Genomic DNA, 21,904 nt, shown 5'->3' on the forward strand with positions numbered 1-21,904 from the left:
CCCCCGGCACTTACGCACACGGGGGACACCTTTATAAACCTAATAGAAACCAATTGCTATTTTATACTGATAGCGAAACCACCGCCCGGTGCCACAGCCTGTTTAAGCACTGCTTTTGAGGTCACCTTTATTTTACGGATGGTATAACTTTGTGGATTTTTATCAAAACTTGCATCCTTGCCATCGGCATAGATGGTAGCTTCGTAAGTTTTTCCTTTGGGCAGATAATCAAATTTAACTACCGCGGTACGGGCGTTCTCGTCGGTAACACTACCAATAAACCATTCGTTTTTACCCTTTGCCTTACGGGCGATAGTGATGTAGTCGCCGGGCTCGGCCTCTAACACGTACGATTCATCCCAGTCAACCGCCACATCCTTAATGAACTGGAAAGCGTCATAAAACTTGTTATACGTTTCAGGCAGGTCGGCGGCCATTTGCAGCGGACTATACATGGTTACATACAAAGCTAATTGCTTGGTAAGCGTTGTATGTACAAATGAATTATTATCAGGATTGTAAGCGCTGATCTTAGTTTGAAAGATACCCGGCGTATAATCCATCGGCCCACCAATTAGCCTGGTGAAAGGCAAAATGGTTGTATGATCGGGGTTATTGCCGCCGAATGATTCGTACTCGGTGCCACGCGCAGCCTCATTGCCAATTAAGTTTGGATAAGTACGTGCCAGTCCGGTAGGCCTGATAGCCTCATGGGCGTTCACCATGATCTTGTAATCGGCAGCCTTGGTAATAGCATACAGGTAATGGTTAACCAGCCATTGGCCATAGTGGTGCTCGCCACGCGGAATGATCTGCCCTACGTAACCGCTTTTAACGGCGTTATAACCGTTCTCCACCATAAACTTATAAGCAGTATCCAAATGACGCTCGTAATTACGTACCGAACCTGATGTTTCATGGTGCATAATGATCTTTACACCTTTTGATTCGGCATAGCGGTGCAGTTCCTTCACATCAAAATCAGGATATGGGGTAACAAAGTCAAACACATAATCCTTGGTTTTACCAAACCAGTCTTCCCAGCCCTGGTTCCAGCCTTCAACCAATACGGCGTTAATTCCATTTTTGGCAGCGAAGTCAATATACTCCTTAACGTGTTGGGTATTGGCACCGTGTTTACCGTTAGGCTTGGTTTTGCTGTAATCGGTAACGCCAAGATGCACATTTTCCAGATCGGTATAAGCCCAGGTGCTTTTGCCGGTGATCATTTCCCACCATACACCCACGTATTTAATCGGTTTTATCCATGATACATCCTTGAATTTGGTTGGCTCGTTCAGGTTATATACCAGTTTCGACATCAGGATATCGCCTGCCTTATCGCTTACGATAACGGTACGCCATGGTGTTTGTGTTGGTGCTTGCATGTAGCCTTTATCGCCAATGGCATCTGGGGTCAAAAATGATTCGAGCACGAAGTTTTTATCATCCAGGTTTAACGACATGCACGAGTAATCAACCAGTGCGGCCTCATGTATGTTAATGTATAACCCATCCTTACTCTTCATCATCAGCGGGGTTTGCAGCCCGGTTTGCGAGAAGGTGGTTTGCGAAACATTTGGCGTAACGGCAGCCTTCATTTTACCACGAACTTCAGACAGGTTTGAGGTTACCGTGCTATACTCCTGTGTATCAAAATCGCCTGGAAGCCAAAACGCTTTATGGTCGCCTGCTAAGGCAAACTGTGTGTGCTCTTCCTTTATAATAAAGTAGTTTAGATTTTTTTGTGAAGGGAACTCATAACGGAAACCCAAACCATCATTAAACAAACGGAAACGGATGCGAATAAAACGATCCTTCTCGGCTTTTTGGGTAAGCGTTACCACCAACTCGTTATAGTTGTTGCGAATATTTTTTTGCTCGCCCCAAACCGGTTGCCAGGTTTCATCGAACGTGCTTTTTTGTGTGTCGGTAATGGTAAAGCCGTTTAAGAATGACGGTACATCCTTGGTTTCGATGCCCAGTTTGCTTGTTTTAATAACATCCTTTTTTTTGTAGGTAAGGCTGTAGGTCGGCACGCCGTTATCCTTCAGCCCAAAGCTGAGCACAAGGTTTTTATCTGGCGAGGTGATCTGCTGGGCATCCACAGAAAATATACCGGTACATAATAACAGCATCAATAATAAATAACTACGCATACGCTGAATGGTTTATAAGTAAATTTTGGTTAAGGCAAATTTTGTAAAGTATTTACCCATATACATGTTTTTTAATCAAAATTTAAATACAAATACATATTAAATAACTAATTATCAGTACTTTAAATAAATTACAGGCGAAAAATACAGGCGATTATTTAAATTGATTTACGCTGATCAGCAGGCATAATTACTGATGTGGAGCATCCGCATAAAATGTTTGAACAACATTTGCGTTTATTGTTTGTATTTTGATGGCGTACAAAATCCGCACAACACAACCTCCCGTATATGCCGGTACCTGATATGGAATATGTAATACTTGTTGACGAGAATGATAACGAAACCGGCGTAATGGAGAAAATGGAGGCCCACTACAAGGGTATACTCCACCGGGCCTTTTCGGTCATTATATTTAACGATAAAAATGAGTTACTGCTGCAAAAACGCGCTGATGGCAAATACCACTCGGCGGGTTTATGGTCAAACACCTGTTGCAGCCACCCACGGCCGGGCGAAAGCAATTTAGAAGCAGCTTTACGCCGGCTAAGTGAAGAGATGGGCTTTACCTGTCCGCTTGCCGAAGCCTTTACGTTTACTTACCAGGCTGATTTGGGCGATGGTTTGCAAGAACATGAATTTGATCATGTTTTTATCGGTACTTACTCCGCTAAGCCAAATTTAAACATCGAAGAAGCAGCGGATTATATTTACATGGCTCCCGAAATGATTGCGCACGACTTGGACGAGCATCCCGAAGAATACACTTACTGGTTTAAAATATTGTATGATGAGCTGTGCAAGAGAGGCTACCTCAGTCTGACGGTTTCCTGATGATAGCGGATTGACGTTATATTTCCCCTTCACGCTTGCGCATAAACCACTCTGCGGCTAACAGCAGCAGAATGATACCGAACACCCATTTCACATCCACCAGTTCGCTGTAGCGTTTATCTTCGTAAACCACGGTTTTTACGTTCTCATTCTTCCGGATCAGGTCCGCAAGTTTACTGATCTCATTTGGCATCAGCATAGCGCCGCCGCTTTGTTTGGCTATATCGCGCAGCAACTGATGGTTGGCCACGGTTTGCCGGGCTTCGGCATCTATTTGCCTGATGGTAAACTTGCCCGATGCATTGAACGGCTTGTTTCCCAATTTTACCGTGGCTGAATAAGTATACTCCGAAGGCGGCAAATTGCCTGCATTAAGGTTATAAGCCTGCCCTGCCCTGCTAAATAAAAAGCTGTAATTACGTCCCTTTTCATCCTTTATACTGATACGGGCATCGGGCGTGTTAACCAGTTCAAGCGCGTCATTATAAAGTTCGGCGTTTAGCAGCACATCATCGCCCTCATCAAAAACACTTTTTGCCGGGTATACCCTGAACTGCTGCCTGTCGGCATTGGCGGTGAGGTATTGCACACTTTGGCTCATTAATTCGTTTAGGGCATTGTTATTTTCAAAGGCGGCAAACTCGGCCAGTTTCCAGCGCCACAAGCCTTCGCCGGTAAGCACCGCGGTACGCCTGCCGCCCTCGCTGGTAAATGCCAGCAGCGGGTAGGTGGTGTTGACGTTACCTATGCGTTGTTTTAATAAAATACCTGCGGAAGGTGTGTTACTGTAAGTACCAAACGGAGCCAGTAACGGCGGCAGCCTGGTCATTTTTTGCCGGGTAGAATCGCTCAAGGTAAACGCCGAAAAGCTATCGTTAGGCTGCGCGAAAACTTCCTGCATATCATTGCTGCCAACGGCAATGTTTACCAGCTTTTGGCTGTTGTTAAATGCCGTCACATCCGCTTGTTCGCCTATGGTATACCATATGGGCAAATCGCTGACTATAAACCGTTGTATCCCCGGCGCTGACGCAGGTAGCTGAAACAAGATCAGCAAACCGTAATCGGAAGGTTTTACAGTAGCCAGCTCGGTAAGCGATGTGGTTTTAACCTCATAATTACGGTTGATTTCGATAGCGTTTTTGATGACCGCGATATCCGGATGTACATTTTGGTATACCAGCAGTATTTTTTGCCTGGCATCCAACACATCTACATAAAAGGTTTCGCTGTTGTTTACGGTGGTAACTTCGTTAGTTAAAGGAGTAATGTTTACCACATATTTCCGTAAGCCCTTTTTACCGGCATTCAATTTTACAGGGATAACCTGCCTAAAGGTACTTCCCTTTACTTTAATTTGGGTTGTATAAACCTGCTTTCCGTCCTCGGTTATGTTCAGGCGCATGTTTTCGCCGTTACTTTGGTAGGCTTCGGCCAATACTTCTATTACAAATTCGTTCCCTAAAAAAGCGGTTTTATTGTAGCTGATATTGCCGATCAGCAGGTCGCGGCGGTGCGTGGTATCGCCCAGGGCGATGGTGTAAAACCCGGCCTTAATATTACGAGCCTCATATCGCGGATCGGCACCTCGGTTATAAATACCATCCGTAGCCAATACCACCGCGCCGATATTGCGGTTCACAAAGCGGTCGTTCAATTGATGCAGGGCAGCGGCTATATTGGTTTGCATTCCGTTAAACGCAACGGGCAGGCTATCGTGTAATTTGTCGCTAAAGCTAAAATCCTGCACCTGGTAATCATCACCCAGTTGTTGTTTTAATTGTTTAAGCGATGTAGATATTGTTTTACCTGACCGGCCTACAGAGCGCGAACCATCCTGCAAAAGCAACACCAATGGCTTTTCGGGCTTGTAACTTACAGATTTAACCAGCGGCGAAAGCAGCAAAAAACCAACAAACGCCACAACCAACGCCCGTAACGCGAATAATATATACCGGTAAGTTTTTGAGATATTTACCGGCTGCCTGTACAACACCCAGGCATATAACAAGCCAGCCAGCATACACACCGGCAGCCACCAGCCCGAAACATCTCCCCAGGTTATTGAAAACAAAAACAGCATACTTGATAACCAAATATGCTGTTTTTTATTGTTGAAAAGGCATTTGACACTGCATATCAATTTTTTTGGAATACGCTGTGCCATATTTGATCCCATTATCCACAAAAAAATCCCTTAACATATTATAAGTTCGCCCGCAATAACTTAGCTTTCTGATTTTAGGTGAACTAAACTTATCTTTTGAACACTCGAAGCAGATTTCTATGTATTCAATAATTCTGTTATTTAAATCCTTAAAGATGATAGCATTTCTGGGATTATAACATCCAACCGGCTCATCAATCAATATTGTACCGTCAATAGATTGAGGTTTCGGATATTTATAGTTATAAAGAATATCTGTTAATACATCTATTCCATCCATTGTCAATGCTGTTGTGGACTTTAGCCTACGCTGATTTAACCTATAGCTGTTATCATACAGCTTGATATACATCTCTTTATTTAAGTACAGGGCAGAATCAACTGTTCCAATAAAATTGTTCCATTGAACTTCATCAAGAAAACCAATCAGCTCAATTTTTACTGCCTTATGTTGTTTATGCAAAAATGCTGTTTACAACATACCGCCATCAACCGGGAGAACCTGGCCGGTAATGTAAGCTGCCATATCTGATGCCAGGAAAATGCAGGCATTGGCCACGTCTTCGGTTTCGCCGGCACGTTTAAGGGGGATGCCCGCTGTCCATCCTTCCACTATTTTAGGGTCGAGCACGTCGGTCATTTCCGTACGGATAAAGCCTGGTGCTACCACGTTGGTACGTATACCGCGTGAGCCTAATTCTTTAGCTATTGATTTAGAGAAACCGATGATACCTGCCTTTGATGCCGCATAGTTGGCCTGGCCGGCGTTGCCCTGCACACCTACTACCGAACTCATGTTGATGAATGAGCCCTTACGGTTCTTCATCATAATTTTTGAGGCGGCTTTGGTAACGTTAAATATGGATTTCAGGTTTACGTTAAGCACCTCGTCCCATTGCTCCTCGGTCATGCGCATCAGCAGGCCATCTTTGGTGATACCGGCATTGTTAACCACAACGTCAATCGTACCAAAATCGGCAACAATATCATTGATCAGTTTTTCGGCTTCATCAAACTTAGAGGCATCGCTACGGTAGCCTTTAACCTGGGTACCAAAAGCCTGCAATTCCTGCTCAAGTGCCTGTCCTTTTTCAACAGACGACAAGTAAGTGAAAGCCACTTTAGCGCCATGCTCGGCAAATTTCTCGGCTATTTTACGACCTATACCTTTTGAAGCGCCTGTAACCAGGGCAACTTTTCCTTCTAATAGTTTCATTATTTCAATGTTGAATATGAGGCTGTGAAGGTAATAAATTAGTCCGAAAGACGGAAAGTCCGGAAGAAGTTCCTCTTACTTCGGACTTCGGACTCACGGACTTTCGGGCTCCCTAAAACTAAACAATCATCTCCCTATACTCCTGCTGAATAATGAGCAGGCATTGGGCGCAGAGGCAGCCGTCGTAATTTTCGCTGATGTACTGAGTTTCGTTAAGGGTGAGTTGTACGGTACTGCACTGGCATTTGGTGTAGGAGTTTGCCTTGCATTCAAAAGCGGTGTTGCAGCGCTCACATCGTATCACCTCATGTTTTGAATGCATATTTTATCCTCGTTTATACTGCCTAAAAGCTATAGGTAAGCATGGCTACACCGGCTACTGATTTTTGTGTAGTAAAACCTTCGCCGCCGGTACGTGTGTTTACGCTGCCTTTCATAAAGATATTGTATTTTCCTTCAATGCCTAAGCTGAATCCATTGCTTAGGGCTACATCAAAGCCCAATTTGGCGGCAAAATAGCTATACCTGTCGGTATAACTTTGCGAATAATTCTCCTGTGTACCGCTAACCGTGAGGCCGAAACTTGATGTCATGCCGCCAAAGTTTACCCCGCCATAAAATTTAAAATTTTGCGCCAGGCCAATATTGTATACCGCGCTGGCATAAAACCCGGTAAACTTATTGTTGGTCAGCTTAACGCTCTGGCTGTATGCCGGCATCTCCCCGCCCACATCCACCTCAACAGAAACATCATCAATTGCAGGTTTATAGCTATGCCTGCTTACCGTAATGCCAAAGGTAAAATTGTTAAAATATTTAAGTATGCTGAGGCCTACCAGGGGTGCACCTTTATAACTTTCGCCCAGGTCGCCACTGGGCGAATCAAAACCTGCCTGTAATGCCACGCCCCATTGCGCGGGCTCACCATCGCCGTAACCGCTGCCAAAACCCGGCGCATCGCCATCATAGTTCAGGCCACGGCTTGAACGCCTTTGCGCGCTTGCCGGATCATGTATTAAACAAGTAAAAATTAAAATGCAGATGATGCTTAGAACGATACGGGGAAATAAGATATTCATTGAGTGACAAGGAATTAAGCCCAAATGTAATAAATAACCTATATGCCTTATACTTATCAATCGTAATTGATACAAAAATTAATCAATATGAAAATCATGTAACAAAAGATTAATAAAACTCGATGAGCAATCCCTCAAAAATGATAAGTAAGCATCAATGTTGCCGCAACGGAGTTAAACAGCTTACCTCCTCGTGTATCAGTAAGGTAATCATAACCCGTTATGTAAACATTGTATTTGGCCTCAACACCAATACCTATATGACTACTGGTTAAGTAAGTGAGCCCCGCTTTAGGCGCAAAGTAAAAGTTGGTGTTGTTTACCTCGCAATCGCAATAATCATCAACGTCATAAATATCTTCATAACGTTTGAGCCAGCCGCCCAGGTTAAGGCCGCCGTAAACCTTAAAAAAAGGCGTGATCAGTTTATCATACGCGCCGCCCATGTAAAATCCCAACACAATAAATTTATCATCAACCATACCCATAGCATTACTTTTAACCGGGTAAGCATGATGATTGATATTAAAATTCAGAGTAAAATTATCCAGCTTTTTATAAACGCCGATGCCATAGGTAGGCGTCACGCGATAATTCTGGCTCAAAGCCCCTGCCGGGAAATCGTAACCAAACTCACCGCCGACGGCCCAACCTTTACCCTCGTTAAAACCAGCGTAACTTTCGTCGGGTTCGTACTCAATAACCGGGTTTTGGGCTTTAGCAGTGGCACACAATAACAGGGCGATCAGCAAGCATACTAACTTATATGGTTGATGCAGGTATAGGTTTATCATTTTATGATGAAGGAAAAAGGTGAATGTTTGGGTTTATTAGAGTTACAGACGCAAAAAGCGCCGAACCGTTTAACTGGCACAGCGCTTTTATTTATTTAGCTAACTTTTATAAGCGGCAGCCAATACCTATACCTATCAGCCACGGCCTTATCTTAACATCAGCCGGTATATTACGCAATGTGGGCTCCAGGCCGGGGTTATTGGCCGGGGTGAGATTTGAGGCATCTACTTTAACATCGGTAGAGAGAAACAGCTTTTTCAGATCCACGTTTACAAACCATTTTTTGTTCAGGTCGATATCCACACCAGCCTGCGCGGCAAAGGCGAAGCTATTTTTGTAATCAACGCCTTTAACGGTCGAGCCTTCATCGGCACCATAAAAAATGGTGTAGTTGGCACCTGCGCCAATATAAGGCCTTACTATACTGCCGGTAGGCACATGGTATTGTAGGGTAAGCGTTGGCGGCAGCAGCCATACTTTACCCAAATCAACATCGGCAGATGCAGGGCCGCCAATGGCGGTTAGGTTTGATGAGGTGGTTTTTACTTTGTGTCGGGTTGTACCCAATATCAGCTCAGCCGAAAAATTATTGGCAATATAATAAGTAAAGTCAAGTTCAGGGATAAAGCTCTTGCTGATGTCGACATCACCGCCGACTACACCGATGGTGGCTTTTTCCTGCGGGATAACGCCCACGCCGCGCAGGCGAATGTTCCATTCTCCTTTTTGCTGGGCAAAGGTTGTTGATGTGGTAATGAGTAAAATTGCGGCAAGTAGTATTCGTAAATTTTTCATAATACATTTAAGTTGATCTATGCCTCAAATGTATTAGATGCCGCAATGGCGACACATGACGGGGAGCACCTGCGGGGATGATACTCATCATGCAAAAAAATGCCCTTAAACAAAAAAGCGCGGGCGTTTTTTGAATACGCCCACGCTTTATACTAAAGCTATTTTTTAACAGCTAAATCATGTTGATTATGCCGAGCAGGTTACACAGCCCTCTTCCATTGAGCAGCTTGGGCCTGCGGGTATCTCATCAGCAACCTGGGCAACGTGATCTGGAATAACCGGCTCCATGTTTTTACCGCCCTGGTTTTCAACCGTAAATTTAACCGCTTGCGATGCCGCTTGCGTACGCAGATAATACATACCTGTTTTAAGGCCTTTCTTCCATGCGTAAAAGTGCATTGAAGTAAGTTTTGATGCGTTTGGCGAGTTAATGAACAGGTTAAGCGATTGCGACTGGCATACATAAGCGCCCCTGTCGGCAGCCATATCGATGATGTTACGCATCTTAATTTCCCATACGGTTTTGTACAGTTCCTTAATATCAGCAGGTATTTCAGGAATATCCTGAATTGAGCCGTTCGCGCTGATAATCTTATCCTTCATGCCGGTGTTCCACAAACCCAGGTTAACCAGGTCGCGCAGCAGGTATTTGTTTACCACGATGAATTCACCACTTAATACACGGCGGGTGTATATGTTTGAGGTATAAGGCTCAAAGCACTCGTTATTACCTAAAATTTGCGAGGTTGACGCGGTAGGCATTGGCGCTACCAGCAGTGAGTTACGCACACCATGATTCATTACATCAAGGCGCAGGTTTTCCCAATCCCAACGGCCGCTCTCCGGAGTTACACCCCAAAGGTCGAACTGGAATTTACCTTGCGACAGCGGAGAGCCTTTAAAGGTTTCGTAAGCGCCATCTTGAATAGCCAGATCCTTTGAAGCCGTCATTGAAGCGAAATAGATGGTTTCAAATATCTCAATGTTCAGTTGTTTGGCGGCATCGCTTTCAAATGGCAAACGCAGTTGTATAAAGGTATCGGCCAACCCTTGTACGCCTAAACCTATCGGGCGGTGGCGCAGGTTTGAATTACGGGCCTCATCAACCGGGTAATAATTATGGTCGATAATACGATTCAGGTTAATGGTAACCTGGTAAGTAACCTCATATAGTTTATCGTGATCGAACACGCCGTTGTTGATGTAGCGCGGTAAGGCCAGCGATGCCAGGTTACAAACCGCTACTTCATCAGCCGAGGTGTATTCCATGATCTCGGTACAAAGGTTAGAGCTTTTTATAGTACCCAGGTTTTGCTGGTTTGATTTGGCGTTGGCGGCATCCTTGTACAACAAATATGGCGTACCGGTTTCTACCTGTGAATCTAACACCGCGAACCAAAGTTCCTGTGCTTTGATGGTTTTACGGGCACGGCCTTCTCTTTCGTATTTAGTGTACAATTCTTCAAACTCAGCACCAAAGCAATCAGCCAAACCCGGTGCTTCGTGCGGACAGAACAGGCTCCAGTCCTCATTGGCCTCAACGCGTTTCATAAACAAGTCTGAAATCCAAAGGGCATAGAACAAGTCGCGGGCGCGCATTTCTTCCTTACCGTGGTTTTTACGTAAGTCAAGAAACTCGAATACATCAGCATGCCAAGGCTCCAAGTAAATAGCGAAGGCGCCTTTACGTTTACCGCCACCCTGGTCTACATAACGGGCGGTATCATTAAACACCCTCAGCATCGGGATAATACCGTTGCTGGTACCATTAGTACCGCTGATATATGAACCGGTTGCACGTACATTATGAATGCTCAAACCGATACCACCCGCGCTTTGCGAAATTTTGGCGGTTTGTTTCAACGTATCATAAATACCGTCAATGCTGTCATCCTTCATGGTCAGCAAAAAGCATGATGACATTTGTGGTTTAGGCGTACCCGCGTTAAACAGTGTAGGTGTAGCGTGGGTGAACCAACGCTCGCTCATCAGGTTATAAGTTTTTATAACACTGTCGATATCGCTTTTGTGAATACCTACCGATACACGCATAAACAGGTGCTGCGGGCGTTCCACTATCTTACCATCGATTTTTAACAGGTATGATTTCTCAAGCGTTTTAAAGCCGAAGTAATCGAACCCGAAATCGCGGTCGTAAATAATAGTGCTGTCCAGTACTTCAGCATTATCTCTGATCACTTCCCAAACATCTTCCGCGATCAGCGAAGCGTTTTTACCGTTTTTGCTATCCACGTACTCATACAGCATACGCATGGTTTCGCTGAATGATTTTACCGTGTTTTTGTGCAGGTTTGATACCGCTATACGCGATGCCAGCAAAGCATAATCCGGGTGTTTGGTAGTTAATGACGCGGCAGTTTCGGCAGCCAGGTTATCCAGCTCCGACGTGGTTACGCCATCATACAAACCCTCAATTACCTTTTTAGCAACGTCGATCGGGTCAACCAGGTTAAAACCGTAGCACAACTTCTCGATACGTGCTGTTATCTTATCAAATTTTACCGACTCTCTGCGGCCATCTCTTTTTATTACAAACATACTGCGTGCCCCCTAACCCCCTAAAGGGGGAATTTCTAAGTGAGTGTATTTTATTATAGTTAATTGTCTTTTTTGCTCCTCCCCTTTAGGGGAGGCTGGGCGGGCCTGTTAGAAGTCCTCATCCAGCGAGAATGATTTGCTATCAGGCACGGCATTCAGTACGCCGCTTTTTTGGTAGTCGCCTACGCGCTTTTCAAAAAAGTTGGTTTTGCCTTGCAGGCTTATCATCTCCATAAAATCAAACGGGTTGGTGGCGTTATAGTGCTTATCATAACCCAACTCCTGCAGCCATCTGTCGGCCACAAACTCTATGTACTGGCTCATCAGCTTGGCGTTCATACCGATCAGGTTTACCGGTAAGGCTTCGCTTACAAACTCCTTTTCAATTTCTACCGCGTCAATAATTATTTCGGTAACGGCCTCTTTGCTCAATTTGTTGCTCAGCATGCTGTATAGCAAGCAGGCAAATTCGCAGTGCATACCTTCATCACGAGAGATCAGCTCGTTACTGAACGTTAAGCCCGGCATCAGGCCGCGTTTTTTAAGCCAGAACAGTGAGCAAAAGCTACCTGAAAAAAAGATACCTTCAACCGCGGCAAAGGCCACAAGGCGTTCCGCGAAAGTTCCGTTCTCGATCCATTTAAGTGCCCATGCCGCTTTTTTACCAACACATGGTACGGTATCAATAGCATGAAAAAGACGATCTTTTTCAATAGGATCCTTTACGTAAGTATCAATTAACAGCGCGTAAGTTTCGGAGTGGATGTTCTCCATCATGATCTGGAAACCATAAAAGCAACGTGCTTCGGGCACCTGAACTTCGCTCATAAAGTTTACGGCCAGGTTTTCATTAACAATACCATCGCTGGCGGCAAAAAACGCCAGTATGTGCGATATGAAATGCTTTTCGCCGGCGTTAAGCGTTTCCCAGTGTTTCAGGTCATCGCTAAGGTCAATTTCTTCGGCTGTCCAAAAGCTGGCTTCATGCTTTTTATACATTTCCCATATCTGGGGATAATTTATGGGGAGAATTACAAAGCGGTCTTTGTTCTCTCGTAGCAATACTTCGTCGTTTTCCTGTTTCATAAGCGCCTCGTCAGTTAATATTTTATGTTATTGCAATTCAGGAACTGTCAAAAGACGAAGGCACAACAGGCTGGCGCAACATGGCGCAAGCAGGCAGGCTACTTCTTCTGGCAAAACCTTATTACGTGAAAGTTTTGTCAAGCTGTAAGGGAGGTATCTGGCTCTATTTTAGTCAAACGGAAATCGTTAATGATAAGTGATGAATACCACTTATTCACTATATGCAACCCTCTAATATCCAAAATACTACAGTTGCAACGTCAGCCCATGAGTTTAACATGGTTCCCTTTTAACACCGGCCTAAAAACCGGCAACCTTTACAGTACATACAAAGAACTATCTTGTGTCTTCAAAGATAGGCGATGATAGATGGACGGAGGTAGTGATAGTTTTTAACATCAAGGGTAAGTTATAAACACCGATCTACTTTTTTTTACCAACGCCTGATACGCGCGCTGTATTATCCTTAACAAAGGTATCCCAACCTGAATATGATTTTTTTGAACCTGATGATGATTTGCCGCCACCGCCAATATTACGCTGAAAGGCATGGCATACGGCCACAGCCAATCCATCGGTAGCATCCAGAAAATCAGGTGTTTCTGTAAAGTTCAGCAAGCGCTGTATCATGCCGGCAACCTGCTCTTTGGTGGCATTGCCGTTGCCGGTTATGGATTGTTTAATTTTACGCGGAGCGTATTCGGTAATATCCACATTGCGCGATAAGGCGGCGGCCATAGCCATGCCCTGCGCCCGGCCCAGTTTAAGCATTACCTGGATATTTTTGCCATAAAAGGGCGCCTCAATGGCCAGGCAATCGGGGTGATAATTATCAATAAGGGCTACCGTTTTTTCAAAGATGCGTTGCAACTTCAGCATGTGGTCGTCCAGGCTACCCATTTTTACCACACCCAGGCTAATGAGCTCCAGCTTTGAGCCGGTTTGCTTTACCAGGCCGTAACCCATTACGGCGGTACCGGGGTCAATACCTAAAATTATACGCTCTGGTGTGTTGATGCTTTGCATGTATAAACGCGAAGGTAACAGATTATTGCCGCAGTGCCGCCATATAATCATCACGACTGATCATTACCGCACCCATGCTTTCCAGGTGTTCGGTATATACCTGGCAATCGATCAGGCTGTACTTGCCTGTTTGGCAGAGGGTAACGAGGGCGGCTTTTGACGCGTTGCTTAACTTACTGAACATGCTTTCGCCGCAAAATATTTTACCCACCTCAACGCCATACAACCCACCAACCAAGGCATCAGCCTGCCATACCTCGACAGAATGGGCTTTACCCAATTTGTGCAAACGGATGTAGGCTTTCATCATGTCTCCGGTGATCCATGTACCATCCTGCCCTTCGCGCGGCACCAGCGAACATGCCTGTATCACCTCTGTAAAGGCGGTGTTAAACGTTACCCTGAATCTGCCCGAGCGCAGTACCTGCCGCATGCTTTTTGAGATGATTACTGTCGCCGGGTTCAACACAAAACGCTCATGCGGCGAGTACCACAGTATGGGTGTATCATCGCTATACCAGGGGAAGATCCCGCTTTTATAAGCCAGCATCAACCGTTCGGCACTCAAATCGCCACCTACGGCCAGCAGGCCATCCTCTTCGGCCAGTACCGGGTCCGGAAACAGCAAACGTTCATCAAGCCTGAAAATCATCAGCGCAAAGTTAAGCCTTGCGCTTTATAACCAGCTTTTTGTTTTGCGCTTTAGCAACGGCATCCATATACTGCTGCATTTCGCTGTATTTTGCTGCCGGAATGATATGGTTATTCAAATTGAATTTGGCTGTACTTACTACTTGGTTTTTAGCGGCATCGTAAGCGTAATTCAGCACATAATCGCCATAAGCGAATTTAAGCGTTTGATTGGCCGGCATGTTCTCCACCTCAAAACCTTCGGGCAGGCTAATGGTGGTAACACAATTTTTTTGCAGGGGATGCTCAAAATAAAAATCAGTTTTACGTTTTTCTTCAACCGGGCAGGTGCTACCCCATAACTCAAAAGCAGCGGGCTTGTAAAACTGGCGGTTACCGGCTATGGCATCGCTAAACTTATCATATTCCATCTCCAGGTCGAGGCCTTTTATACCGTCCTTATCATCAACCGGCTTAATGTTAAATACTGCAGGTTGCTTCATTCTTAAAAAGCGGATCAGATACTCCTTCTGTTCATCGAGTGACATCCGGGCGATACTGATCAGCAGATCCCGGTACTCCCCGGTATTTTGCAAATTAATGGTTGATACGGCGCTGCCATCCGCGTTTAGCTTAATGCTTACCTTGCTGTTAAATACATTATCGGCAGCCCTGCTTTTTGGGGTATTTACCAGTTTACCGCCGGCCTCGGTTATCAGCAACGCATTTCTGTTCTCGGTAAAAGGACCTAATACGCCAAAGGGCTGCGTATTACTGGTACACTCCAGCCAGGTAGTATCATTTTTAAAGGGGATGCAGATAATAGCATGGTTAAACCTGTTCTGGCTAAAGCCATAGTCGGCAGGTTCGCCGTTTTCTCCCGCACGTACCAGCGCATAATTAGCGGGTATGTTAACCGCTTTAAGCATAGCATACATATAATTTGAAAGGGCTTTACAATCGCCATATTTTTTTTGATCAACAAAGTTGGCCGCGAAGGGCTTAAAGCCACCTATGCCTAACTGTATACTAACATAGCGCATGTTCTGCTGCAGGTATTCGTATAAAAATTTAGCTTTTTCCTTATCGGTTTTAAAATTGGCGGTCATTTTTTTAAACTCTTCGGCACGGGCGGGCGGCAGTGTATTTACATCGGTATTTAATGCCTGTATCCACTTGCCAAAGTTTTCCCAACTACTCATATCGCCCGGTCGGTCATCGTACTGAAAGCTAACCGGCGAAAAATCAACCCTTGGGGCTACGCGCCAGTCGGGCACGCCTTTTTCATCCTTAAAAGCCTTGAGGTTTGATACACTCCAGCTATACACGTTATTGCCGTTGATCACCGATTTTTGCGGGGCGATGTTAGTATTGCGGCTAATGTAACGCAACCCGGCAGCCGGGTTAACAATAAATGTGCATGATGAGTATTGCACCGAACGCTCCGCCTCCTGCAAATACCAACTGCCATAGCTCAGGGTACCATTATCCTCCAACTCAAATATCATCTCGATAGTTACCGGGTACGAGGCAACCGTGTGCGACATGGCTTTGATACGCCCATCAGTGATAATAGAAATGTTATCAACTGCCGAATGATCATACATATCACTCTTTTTGTATTTTTTGATCACCCCGCCATCAGCATTATAAACGATCATTTGAAAGGCATTGATAGACGAGGTTTTATCATACGGCAATATAATACGTGTTTCGTCTATCGCGTTTTCATTAAGTACGGTTACAATTGAATGCGCCTTGTGTATCATTTTGCCGGGGCCGCTGATGGTGCACTCCTCTGTTTTATAACGCAAAACAGCATCAGCGTCGGTTTTCAATGAATCCGGAATAGTTGAGGCTTTATATAGATCGAGAGATACCTTTTGCCCGAAAACCAGCATGCTGCCCGCAAGCAGCATACTTAGCATCAATAACTTTTTAAACATGGGGCTGGCTTATGATTTCTTTAACACGATCTGCTCGTTCATCATCTCATACATCTGGCGGCTAAACTCCCTGAAATCGGCATAATCCTCCTTAAAGTAGGTAGTTTTAACATGGTCAACAACGTAGCGGATGGAGATCATATCATTAGTGGCATTAACAATGCGGCGAAAAACCATCCCATTATCAGGCAGGGTTAAACTAACGCTTTTAGGCAGTGTTTCGGCCTTGTAACCAGCAGGTATTTTGTACATACCGGTAAAGGTGGTGTTGTCGCGATAGCCAAAATCAATATCGGTATAACGGTTCTCACTCAAAAACGGGTTAGTGTGCATCATGGTAAGCACGTTTGGGTTAAAGTAGATAAAGTTACCGTCGGAGCCAGTTAAGTCAAGGTCAAAAGCGATATTCTGCACCAGCGGCAGGGTATCAATATCCATGTTCTCAAACTTTACCGATGATATTTTAAGGTTATTATCGTTATTTTTAAGATACTCGATAAACTTGGTTTCCCCATCGGTTTTATATTTGGCCGTACGCGCTATTTTGTTGTAGCCATAGCTGCTCACCTGGTTGGTACCTACCATTTTGCCATCCGGCTTTATTTCTACATTAACAAAATACGATTGCCTTACAGGCTCCGGGTTTGCTAAAAACACCACATCGCAGCGGTCATTTTCCTTATCAATAAACAAACCTGATGAATTAAGCAGGTTATCAGGCACATGATTATACAGGTTGTACTTGTTAGATGCATCAAGTACATAATGCCTTGTAGTATCAATCGGGATATATACTACCGCCCGGTTAAACTGGCGCAGGCTTGGATTAAAGGGGTTGATCCGGCCATTATCACGTGTGCTTACTACCATTGGGTAAGCCTTAACGCCGGCTTGCTTTAACAGGTGAAAAAGTATCAGGTTAATTTCTGTCGCGTTGCCTGTTTTTTTCTCCCATGCTTTAACGGTGCCGTCATTAGTAAACCAAAGGTCAACGTTGTTCCATTTCATGGTTTTCTTCACCTCGTTAAAAATGTAGCCTATCTTATCATTATCGGTAGCCAATTGCTTGGCTTTGTTAATAATAACTTCTTCGCCTAGCAGTTTACGCTTTAACTGCTTGCCAAAATCCTCATCTTCAGCCAGCAAACCGCCAATTTTAGGCCAGGTATCGGCAGCGGTTTTAACAAAGCCACCTATGGGCCTTACGGTGTTAAGCGTAAACGCGATGCTTTGCAGGTTATCCACGTCCGAGCGCATCATAGGCTCATCAGTTAACGAGTGTACGTTGGCCATGCCGCGCGTATCAACATCTATAGTATAACCCATGGATTGTGAACCCGCACCTAATGTACCCGATTCGGTAGTGTTGTTATTTACCGTAAACATATGGGCCGAACGCAATTGCGGTTTATAATAAAAATACTCGGGCACTTTGGTAGTTAACTGGCTGTAACGCACCGGTATTTTACCTTGAAAATACCATTCCGGAAAATCAGCGATTGAAGTTGCGGTAAGCCTGTATTTAAACTCCACCACCGACCCCGCTTTAACATTCGGGAAGGAAAACACCAGGGCCGAACGGTTCTTGTCTACCTTTTCAGTAAACACCTGTTTTTTATCGATCTTGATTATCTCGGGCTTTCCGTTTTCCAGGTTGATGGTTTGCGCCTGTAAGTCGGTAAGATACTCCAGGTGGTTACCACTGTAATATTCTATCCTGATATCGGCATTTTTTTTACCGTTAACATTGAATATCTTGATGCGTTTATGGCGTTCAATAACAACATTAAAATCGTTATCAAAGTAAACATCGCCCCTATCAAACAAAACTTCGGCATTGGCATCGGGCTCAAATTCACAGTTTTTAAGTTCAAGATCGGTTACATCAATTTTACCGAATGATTTTAGATAAGTTGCGGCAGGAGAGACCGCTTTTTGAGCGTTGGCGGATAAGCATAATACGCCCGCAATTAAACTTAGTATAAGTTTTTTCATGTGCTAAGGAATAGGGTATTTAATCAAATTGTTTAAGGGCGGAAAATTACGAATATTTTGGCATTCACTAATATTTGGATAAAAATTTTTCATTTGTGAAAACCAAACAATTACATTGCGGTTAATAAACCACATTTAAATCTTATAATCTCACACTATGGAACCTTACGACAGCTCAATGAACGCGGGCCAGGCATCTATGCTCGCCGCACTTTTTTCCATCCCGGCACTTATTATTTGGGTAATTTATGTTATCGCGCTGTGGAAAATATTTACTAAAGCCGGTAAACCGGGATGGGCGGCCATTATACCTATTTACAACATTATTGTATTGCTTGAAATAGTAGGTAAACCTATTTGGTGGCTGGTTTTATTTTTAATACCATGTGCAAACATTGTAGTTGCCGTGTGGACCATCAACCTGTTAAGTAAAAGTTTTGGCCAAAGCGAAGGTTTTACTATCGGCCTGTTATTATTAGGCTTTATCTTCTTCCCGATATTGGGCTTCGGCAATTATCAGTATATCGGCCCTGCCGGTGCAGGTGCGGCACGTCCGAACTTTGATCCGAACAACTACAACCCACCGCCAAAATTTTAATGGCGATATATGTTATTGCATGGCCTTTCAGCGAACAACTATTCAGTTGGCTGAAAGACCATTTGCTACCATGCCCTTTTAAATACTTTACCCATATTGATTGCCCCGGTTGCGGCTTTCAACGATCCTTTTTAGCCTTATTACAAGGCGACTGGCAAGCCAGTTTTCAGCTTTACCCCCCTACTATACCGCTGCTTTGCGCTTTTATATATTTTACTGTAAGCCAAAAACTTAATTTGGATAACAAGACAGGCACAGGCAGAAAAGCCGTGTTTATAATAGCGGCAAGCATAGTTATGGTAAGCTACATCATTAAAATGTGGAACCTCCACCTAACTTATAGCGCGGCATCCTGATGTGATACCATGTGCGAATAATCCTTTATAATGGTTTGCAAAAACTGCATATCATTCATCGTTTCGGGTACGGTTATGCCCAAATGCCCTTTCAACTTTTCGGCCATATTATAAACTAATGCAGCATTGCCAACTTGGGTATAGGCCTGTATTACCTCGCTAATTAAGGTGATGTCGCGATCGGTTAATTGCGCGGCTTGTTTAAATACCGGTTCGTAAGTATCGGCTGTAGGCGCGTAAACTAAATTATCAATGGTAGTGCGTGGTTTAGTCCGTATCAATGTTGTATTAGCAACCAAATCTCCAACGCGCTGTACGTGGGGCGTTACTGCAGCGCAAATAAGGCCTATAACGCCGGTTATTACAAAATCAACTATCCGGAATAGCCAGCGTATAAGATATTGCCCAAAGGTTGGCCGCTTACCATCCAGGCTGATCACCCTTATCTTCATGATGCGTTTGCCCAGGCTTTGGCCGTTAAAAAACATCTCGCAAACCAGGTCGTAAAAAACAAACATGGCGTATAATACCCCAAAGTACCATAACATTAAGCTATCGCCGCCGCCTAAATTGGGTATCACCAGCAGGCTGGCTATCAGCAACGCTATAAAAATGCCATAATCAATCATGCGGGCCAGTACCCTATCGCCAATACCGGCTACTTCATAATCAATACCAATATTTTGTGACGTATGTATGGTTACGGTTTGCATGGGCTAAAAATAATAGTTTGTTGCGGTTTTTATTGCAGATTAAATTTTTATCGGTATTTTAAACACAAATTTACCTGAAGCTTATAAGATGCGTGAGGCACTGTTCATCAAACAAAATTCGGAACGCTGGAAACAGTACGAAGTTAACAAGAGCAAAGAACCGGACCACCTGGCTGACAGCTTTATAAGCATCACCGATGACCTTGCGTACGCCAAAACTTTTTACCCGAGCTCTAAAACCACGCAATACCTTAACGGCCTGGCATCGGGCTTTCATCAATCCATTTATCGTAATAAAAAAGAAAAAACCAACCGTTTTGTAACGTACTGGAAAACAGAATTGCCCCTGCTTTTTTATAAACACCGCAGGCAACTGCTCTATTCCTTCGGGTTTTTCTTTGTTTTTTGTTTGATAGGCGCGCTGTCTGCCATGTATGATGATACGTTTGTTCGCCTTATTTTGGGCAACAGCTACGTAAACATGACGAACGATAACATTGCCAAAGGCGACCCTTTCGGGGTATATAAATTTGAAAGCTCGGGCTTTATGTTTATCGCTATAGCCGCTAATAACATATATGTTGAGCTGCGCATGTTTGCCCTGGGTATCTTATTTTCAGTAGGCACCATTTATAACCTGATGCTTAACGGGGTGATGCTGGGCTCGTTTCAGTATTACTTTTTCAGCAAGGGCCTGGGCCTGCAATCGGTATTGGTAATATGGATACACGGCACGCTTGAAATATCGGCGCTGGTAATTTCTGGCGCGTCGGGCCTGGTAATGGGCAACAGCCTGCTATTTCCAAAAACCTATAATCGCCTGGTATCGCTTAAACGCGGCGCGCTTGATGGTATGAAGATAGCCATTGGCATTGTACCTATATTTTTAGTAGCAGCATTTTTAGAGGGTTATGTTACCCGCCATACCGAAATGCCCGCCATAGCCAGTGTGGCTATACTGGCAACATCGTTTACCTTTATAGTGTGGTATGTGATTATATACCCCGCCCTGCTTAACCGCAAACTTAACTTGATCCAAACCCATATTGATGAAACCTCATTTTGAATTACGCCGTGTACGAGATTTTGGCGAGAACATTAGCGACACCTTTACTTTTATAAAGGAAAACTTTAAACCGCTAATGAAACCGCTGCTGGTAATATGTGGCTTTTTTATACTCCTTAATACGGTAGCATACGCCAACATGCAGGCCAACGCTATTGATAATGCCGTTGACAGCATGAACACCAACACGCCTAACAACGTATTCGGCTACCAAAGCCGTGGTGCCGATCAATGGATAGGCATCGGCTTATTTTACGTTTGCTTTACCTTGTTTTTAATGAGCGTATTTATTGTAACGTACAGCTACATTGCCATCTATAAGGATAAAACCAACGATGAAAAGCCTACCCTGCTTGAGGTATGGGGTTATTATAAATACTATTTCTTCCGTTCAATAGGGTCATATTTTGTGACGATGCTGCTAACTATTGCCGGTTGCTTTTTATGCCTGTTACCGGGTATTTATCTGGCTGTTGTGTTTAGCTTACTGCTCCCTATTATTATTATAGAAAACGGCTCGTTCGGCCATGCTTTTAATAAATGCTTTCAGTTAATTAAGGGCAACTGGTGGGTAACTTTTGGTATAGTAGTAGTGGTAAGCATGATCATATCCATATCCAGTGCTATTGTAAGTATGCCGGTAACTATACTCATGGTATCAAAAATGTTTTTAAAGTGGGATTTTGTGATGTTTCCGCTGTTATTGCTCTTTGGCCTGCTGATCAATATTTTTTACCTCTCCTACTCCGTAATGGCTGTATCCATGTCATTATGCTACTTTAGTTATGAGGAACAAAAAGAAGGCACAGGCATTTTAAACCGCATCAACACCCTTGGCGAAAAAGGCCCGGATACTTCACACTTGCCTACCGAAGAGTATTAAG

Annotated in this window: 20 protein-coding genes and 1 riboswitch; of the genes, 5 read left to right on the forward strand and 15 right to left on the reverse strand. The window is 44.1% G+C overall.

Going from position 1 to position 21,904, the window contains the following annotated elements; genetic code table 11:
- Positions 1-56 precede the first annotated feature (56 nt).
- Positions 57-2,159 carry a glycoside hydrolase family 97 protein gene (locus tag AC3WJC_RS14480; protein ID WP_492399818.1) on the reverse strand — a complete coding sequence of 701 codons (2,103 nt, stop codon included), beginning with the start codon at positions 2,157-2,159 and terminating at the stop codon, positions 57-59.
- Between the two features lie 291 nt (positions 2,160-2,450).
- On the opposite strand from AC3WJC_RS14480, the gene idi reads away from it, so the two are divergent.
- On the forward strand, positions 2,451-2,993 hold the full coding sequence (gene idi / locus AC3WJC_RS14485; protein ID WP_492399819.1) for an isopentenyl-diphosphate Delta-isomerase: 543 nt from the start codon (positions 2,451-2,453) through the stop codon (positions 2,991-2,993).
- Between the two features lie 16 nt (positions 2,994-3,009).
- On the opposite strand, the gene AC3WJC_RS14490 is transcribed toward idi, so the two are convergent.
- The 13 genes from AC3WJC_RS14490 to AC3WJC_RS14550 form a co-directional block, all read right to left on the reverse strand.
- Positions 3,010-5,076: a vWA domain-containing protein gene (locus tag AC3WJC_RS14490; RefSeq protein WP_492399820.1), complete on the reverse strand. Its 2,067-nt coding sequence runs from the start codon at positions 5,074-5,076 to the stop codon at positions 3,010-3,012.
- A 25-nt stretch (positions 5,077-5,101) separates the two neighbouring features.
- Entirely contained in the window at positions 5,102-5,623 is a 522-nt protein-coding gene (locus AC3WJC_RS14495; protein WP_492399821.1) for a hypothetical protein, read from the reverse strand.
- Positions 5,624-5,632: 9 nt separating this feature from the next.
- Entirely contained in the window at positions 5,633-6,376 is a 744-nt protein-coding gene (gene fabG / locus AC3WJC_RS14500) for a 3-oxoacyl-[acyl-carrier-protein] reductase (RefSeq protein WP_492399822.1), read from the reverse strand.
- A gap of 118 nt (positions 6,377-6,494) precedes the next feature.
- Complete coding sequence (locus AC3WJC_RS14505; protein ID WP_492399823.1) at positions 6,495-6,698, reverse strand: cysteine-rich CWC family protein; 204 nt, start codon at positions 6,696-6,698, stop codon at positions 6,495-6,497.
- Positions 6,699-6,720: 22 nt separating this feature from the next.
- Entirely contained in the window at positions 6,721-7,455 is a 735-nt protein-coding gene (locus tag AC3WJC_RS14510) for an outer membrane beta-barrel protein (RefSeq protein WP_492399824.1), read from the reverse strand.
- Positions 7,456-7,589: 134 nt separating this feature from the next.
- Complete coding sequence (locus AC3WJC_RS14515) at positions 7,590-8,249, reverse strand: outer membrane beta-barrel protein (protein ID WP_492399825.1); 660 nt, start codon at positions 8,247-8,249, stop codon at positions 7,590-7,592.
- A 106-nt stretch (positions 8,250-8,355) separates the two neighbouring features.
- On the reverse strand, positions 8,356-9,045 hold the full coding sequence (locus tag AC3WJC_RS14520) for an OmpW/AlkL family protein (RefSeq protein ID WP_492399826.1): 690 nt from the start codon (positions 9,043-9,045) through the stop codon (positions 8,356-8,358).
- A 186-nt stretch (positions 9,046-9,231) separates the two neighbouring features.
- On the reverse strand, positions 9,232-11,604 hold the full coding sequence (locus AC3WJC_RS14525; protein WP_492399827.1) for a ribonucleoside-diphosphate reductase subunit alpha: 2,373 nt from the start codon (positions 11,602-11,604) through the stop codon (positions 9,232-9,234).
- 108 nt (positions 11,605-11,712) lie between these two features.
- Entirely contained in the window at positions 11,713-12,690 is a 978-nt protein-coding gene (locus AC3WJC_RS14530) for a ribonucleoside-diphosphate reductase small subunit (protein WP_492399828.1), read from the reverse strand.
- Positions 12,691-12,821: 131 nt separating this feature from the next.
- Positions 12,822-13,025, reverse strand: a riboswitch (cobalamin riboswitch).
- 88 nt (positions 13,026-13,113) lie between these two features.
- Positions 13,114-13,716, reverse strand: a complete 603-nt coding sequence (ruvC, locus tag AC3WJC_RS14535; RefSeq protein ID WP_492399829.1) for a crossover junction endodeoxyribonuclease RuvC — start codon at positions 13,714-13,716, stop codon at positions 13,114-13,116.
- A 22-nt stretch (positions 13,717-13,738) separates the two neighbouring features.
- Positions 13,739-14,368, reverse strand: a complete 630-nt coding sequence (aat, locus tag AC3WJC_RS14540; protein ID WP_492399830.1) for a leucyl/phenylalanyl-tRNA--protein transferase — start codon at positions 14,366-14,368, stop codon at positions 13,739-13,741.
- Positions 14,369-14,378: 10 nt separating this feature from the next.
- Complete coding sequence (locus AC3WJC_RS14545) at positions 14,379-16,292, reverse strand: DUF3857 domain-containing transglutaminase family protein (protein WP_492399831.1); 1,914 nt, start codon at positions 16,290-16,292, stop codon at positions 14,379-14,381.
- A 9-nt stretch (positions 16,293-16,301) separates the two neighbouring features.
- Entirely contained in the window at positions 16,302-18,287 is a 1,986-nt protein-coding gene (locus AC3WJC_RS14550) for a DUF3857 domain-containing protein (protein WP_492399832.1), read from the reverse strand.
- Between the two features lie 157 nt (positions 18,288-18,444).
- Here AC3WJC_RS14550 and AC3WJC_RS14555 point away from each other — a divergent pair, with 157 nt between their 5' ends.
- Together AC3WJC_RS14555 and AC3WJC_RS14560 are read left to right on the forward strand one after the other, a co-directional pair.
- Complete coding sequence (locus tag AC3WJC_RS14555) at positions 18,445-18,885, forward strand: DUF5684 domain-containing protein (protein WP_492399833.1); 441 nt, start codon at positions 18,445-18,447, stop codon at positions 18,883-18,885.
- Positions 18,885-19,241 carry a DUF2752 domain-containing protein gene (locus AC3WJC_RS14560; RefSeq protein ID WP_492399834.1) on the forward strand — a complete coding sequence of 119 codons (357 nt, stop codon included), beginning with the start codon at positions 18,885-18,887 and terminating at the stop codon, positions 19,239-19,241. The genes AC3WJC_RS14555 and AC3WJC_RS14560 overlap by 1 nt, the downstream gene beginning before the upstream one ends.
- Here AC3WJC_RS14560 and AC3WJC_RS14565 read toward each other — a convergent pair.
- Complete coding sequence (locus AC3WJC_RS14565; protein ID WP_492399835.1) at positions 19,223-19,954, reverse strand: RDD family protein; 732 nt, start codon at positions 19,952-19,954, stop codon at positions 19,223-19,225. The two genes, AC3WJC_RS14560 and AC3WJC_RS14565, sit on opposite strands and share 19 nt — an antisense overlap.
- A gap of 88 nt (positions 19,955-20,042) precedes the next feature.
- On the opposite strand from AC3WJC_RS14565, the gene AC3WJC_RS14570 reads away from it, so the two are divergent.
- Together AC3WJC_RS14570 and AC3WJC_RS14575 are read left to right on the forward strand one after the other, a co-directional pair.
- Entirely contained in the window at positions 20,043-21,020 is a 978-nt protein-coding gene (locus tag AC3WJC_RS14570; protein ID WP_492399836.1) for a stage II sporulation protein M, read from the forward strand.
- The gene (locus AC3WJC_RS14575; protein ID WP_492399837.1) at positions 21,004-21,903 is read left to right on the forward strand and encodes a glycerophosphoryl diester phosphodiesterase membrane domain-containing protein; all 900 of its coding nucleotides are present in this window, start codon (positions 21,004-21,006) and stop codon (positions 21,901-21,903) included. Before AC3WJC_RS14570 ends, AC3WJC_RS14575 begins: the two co-directional genes overlap by 17 nt.
- Position 21,904 lies beyond the last annotated feature (1 nt).

The sequence above is a fragment of the Mucilaginibacter sp. FW306-07-L genome, assembly GCF_058782065.1.

Excerpts from the sequence above, each read along its gene's own strand:
- AC3WJC_RS14530 (WP_492399828.1), bottom strand. The coding sequence starts at position 12,690 with ATGAAACAGGAAAACGACGAAGTATTGCTACGAGAGAACAAAGACCGC.
- aat (WP_492399830.1), bottom strand. The coding sequence starts at position 14,368 with ATGATTTTCAGGCTTGATGAACGTTTGCTGTTTCCGGACCCGGTACTG.
- AC3WJC_RS14560 (WP_492399834.1), top strand. The coding sequence starts at position 18,885 with ATGGCGATATATGTTATTGCATGGCCTTTCAGCGAACAACTATTCAGT.
- AC3WJC_RS14480 (WP_492399818.1), bottom strand. The coding sequence starts at position 2,159 with ATGCGTAGTTATTTATTATTGATGCTGTTATTATGTACCGGTATATTT.
- AC3WJC_RS14550 (WP_492399832.1), bottom strand. The coding sequence starts at position 18,287 with ATGAAAAAACTTATACTAAGTTTAATTGCGGGCGTATTATGCTTATCC.
- ruvC (WP_492399829.1), bottom strand. The coding sequence starts at position 13,716 with ATGCAAAGCATCAACACACCAGAGCGTATAATTTTAGGTATTGACCCC.
- AC3WJC_RS14490 (WP_492399820.1), bottom strand. The coding sequence starts at position 5,076 with ATGCTGTTTTTGTTTTCAATAACCTGGGGAGATGTTTCGGGCTGGTGG.
- idi (WP_492399819.1), top strand. The coding sequence starts at position 2,451 with ATGCCGGTACCTGATATGGAATATGTAATACTTGTTGACGAGAATGAT.
- AC3WJC_RS14515 (WP_492399825.1), bottom strand. The coding sequence starts at position 8,249 with ATGATAAACCTATACCTGCATCAACCATATAAGTTAGTATGCTTGCTG.
- AC3WJC_RS14575 (WP_492399837.1), top strand. The coding sequence starts at position 21,004 with ATGAAACCTCATTTTGAATTACGCCGTGTACGAGATTTTGGCGAGAAC.
- fabG (WP_492399822.1), bottom strand. The coding sequence starts at position 6,376 with ATGAAACTATTAGAAGGAAAAGTTGCCCTGGTTACAGGCGCTTCAAAA.
- AC3WJC_RS14510 (WP_492399824.1), bottom strand. The coding sequence starts at position 7,455 with ATGAATATCTTATTTCCCCGTATCGTTCTAAGCATCATCTGCATTTTA.
- AC3WJC_RS14505 (WP_492399823.1), bottom strand. The coding sequence starts at position 6,698 with ATGCATTCAAAACATGAGGTGATACGATGTGAGCGCTGCAACACCGCT.
- AC3WJC_RS14520 (WP_492399826.1), bottom strand. The coding sequence starts at position 9,045 with ATGAAAAATTTACGAATACTACTTGCCGCAATTTTACTCATTACCACA.
- AC3WJC_RS14555 (WP_492399833.1), top strand. The coding sequence starts at position 18,445 with ATGGAACCTTACGACAGCTCAATGAACGCGGGCCAGGCATCTATGCTC.
- AC3WJC_RS14525 (WP_492399827.1), bottom strand. The coding sequence starts at position 11,604 with ATGTTTGTAATAAAAAGAGATGGCCGCAGAGAGTCGGTAAAATTTGAT.
- AC3WJC_RS14565 (WP_492399835.1), bottom strand. The coding sequence starts at position 19,954 with ATGCAAACCGTAACCATACATACGTCACAAAATATTGGTATTGATTAT.
- AC3WJC_RS14545 (WP_492399831.1), bottom strand. The coding sequence starts at position 16,292 with ATGTTTAAAAAGTTATTGATGCTAAGTATGCTGCTTGCGGGCAGCATG.
- AC3WJC_RS14570 (WP_492399836.1), top strand. The coding sequence starts at position 20,043 with ATGCGTGAGGCACTGTTCATCAAACAAAATTCGGAACGCTGGAAACAG.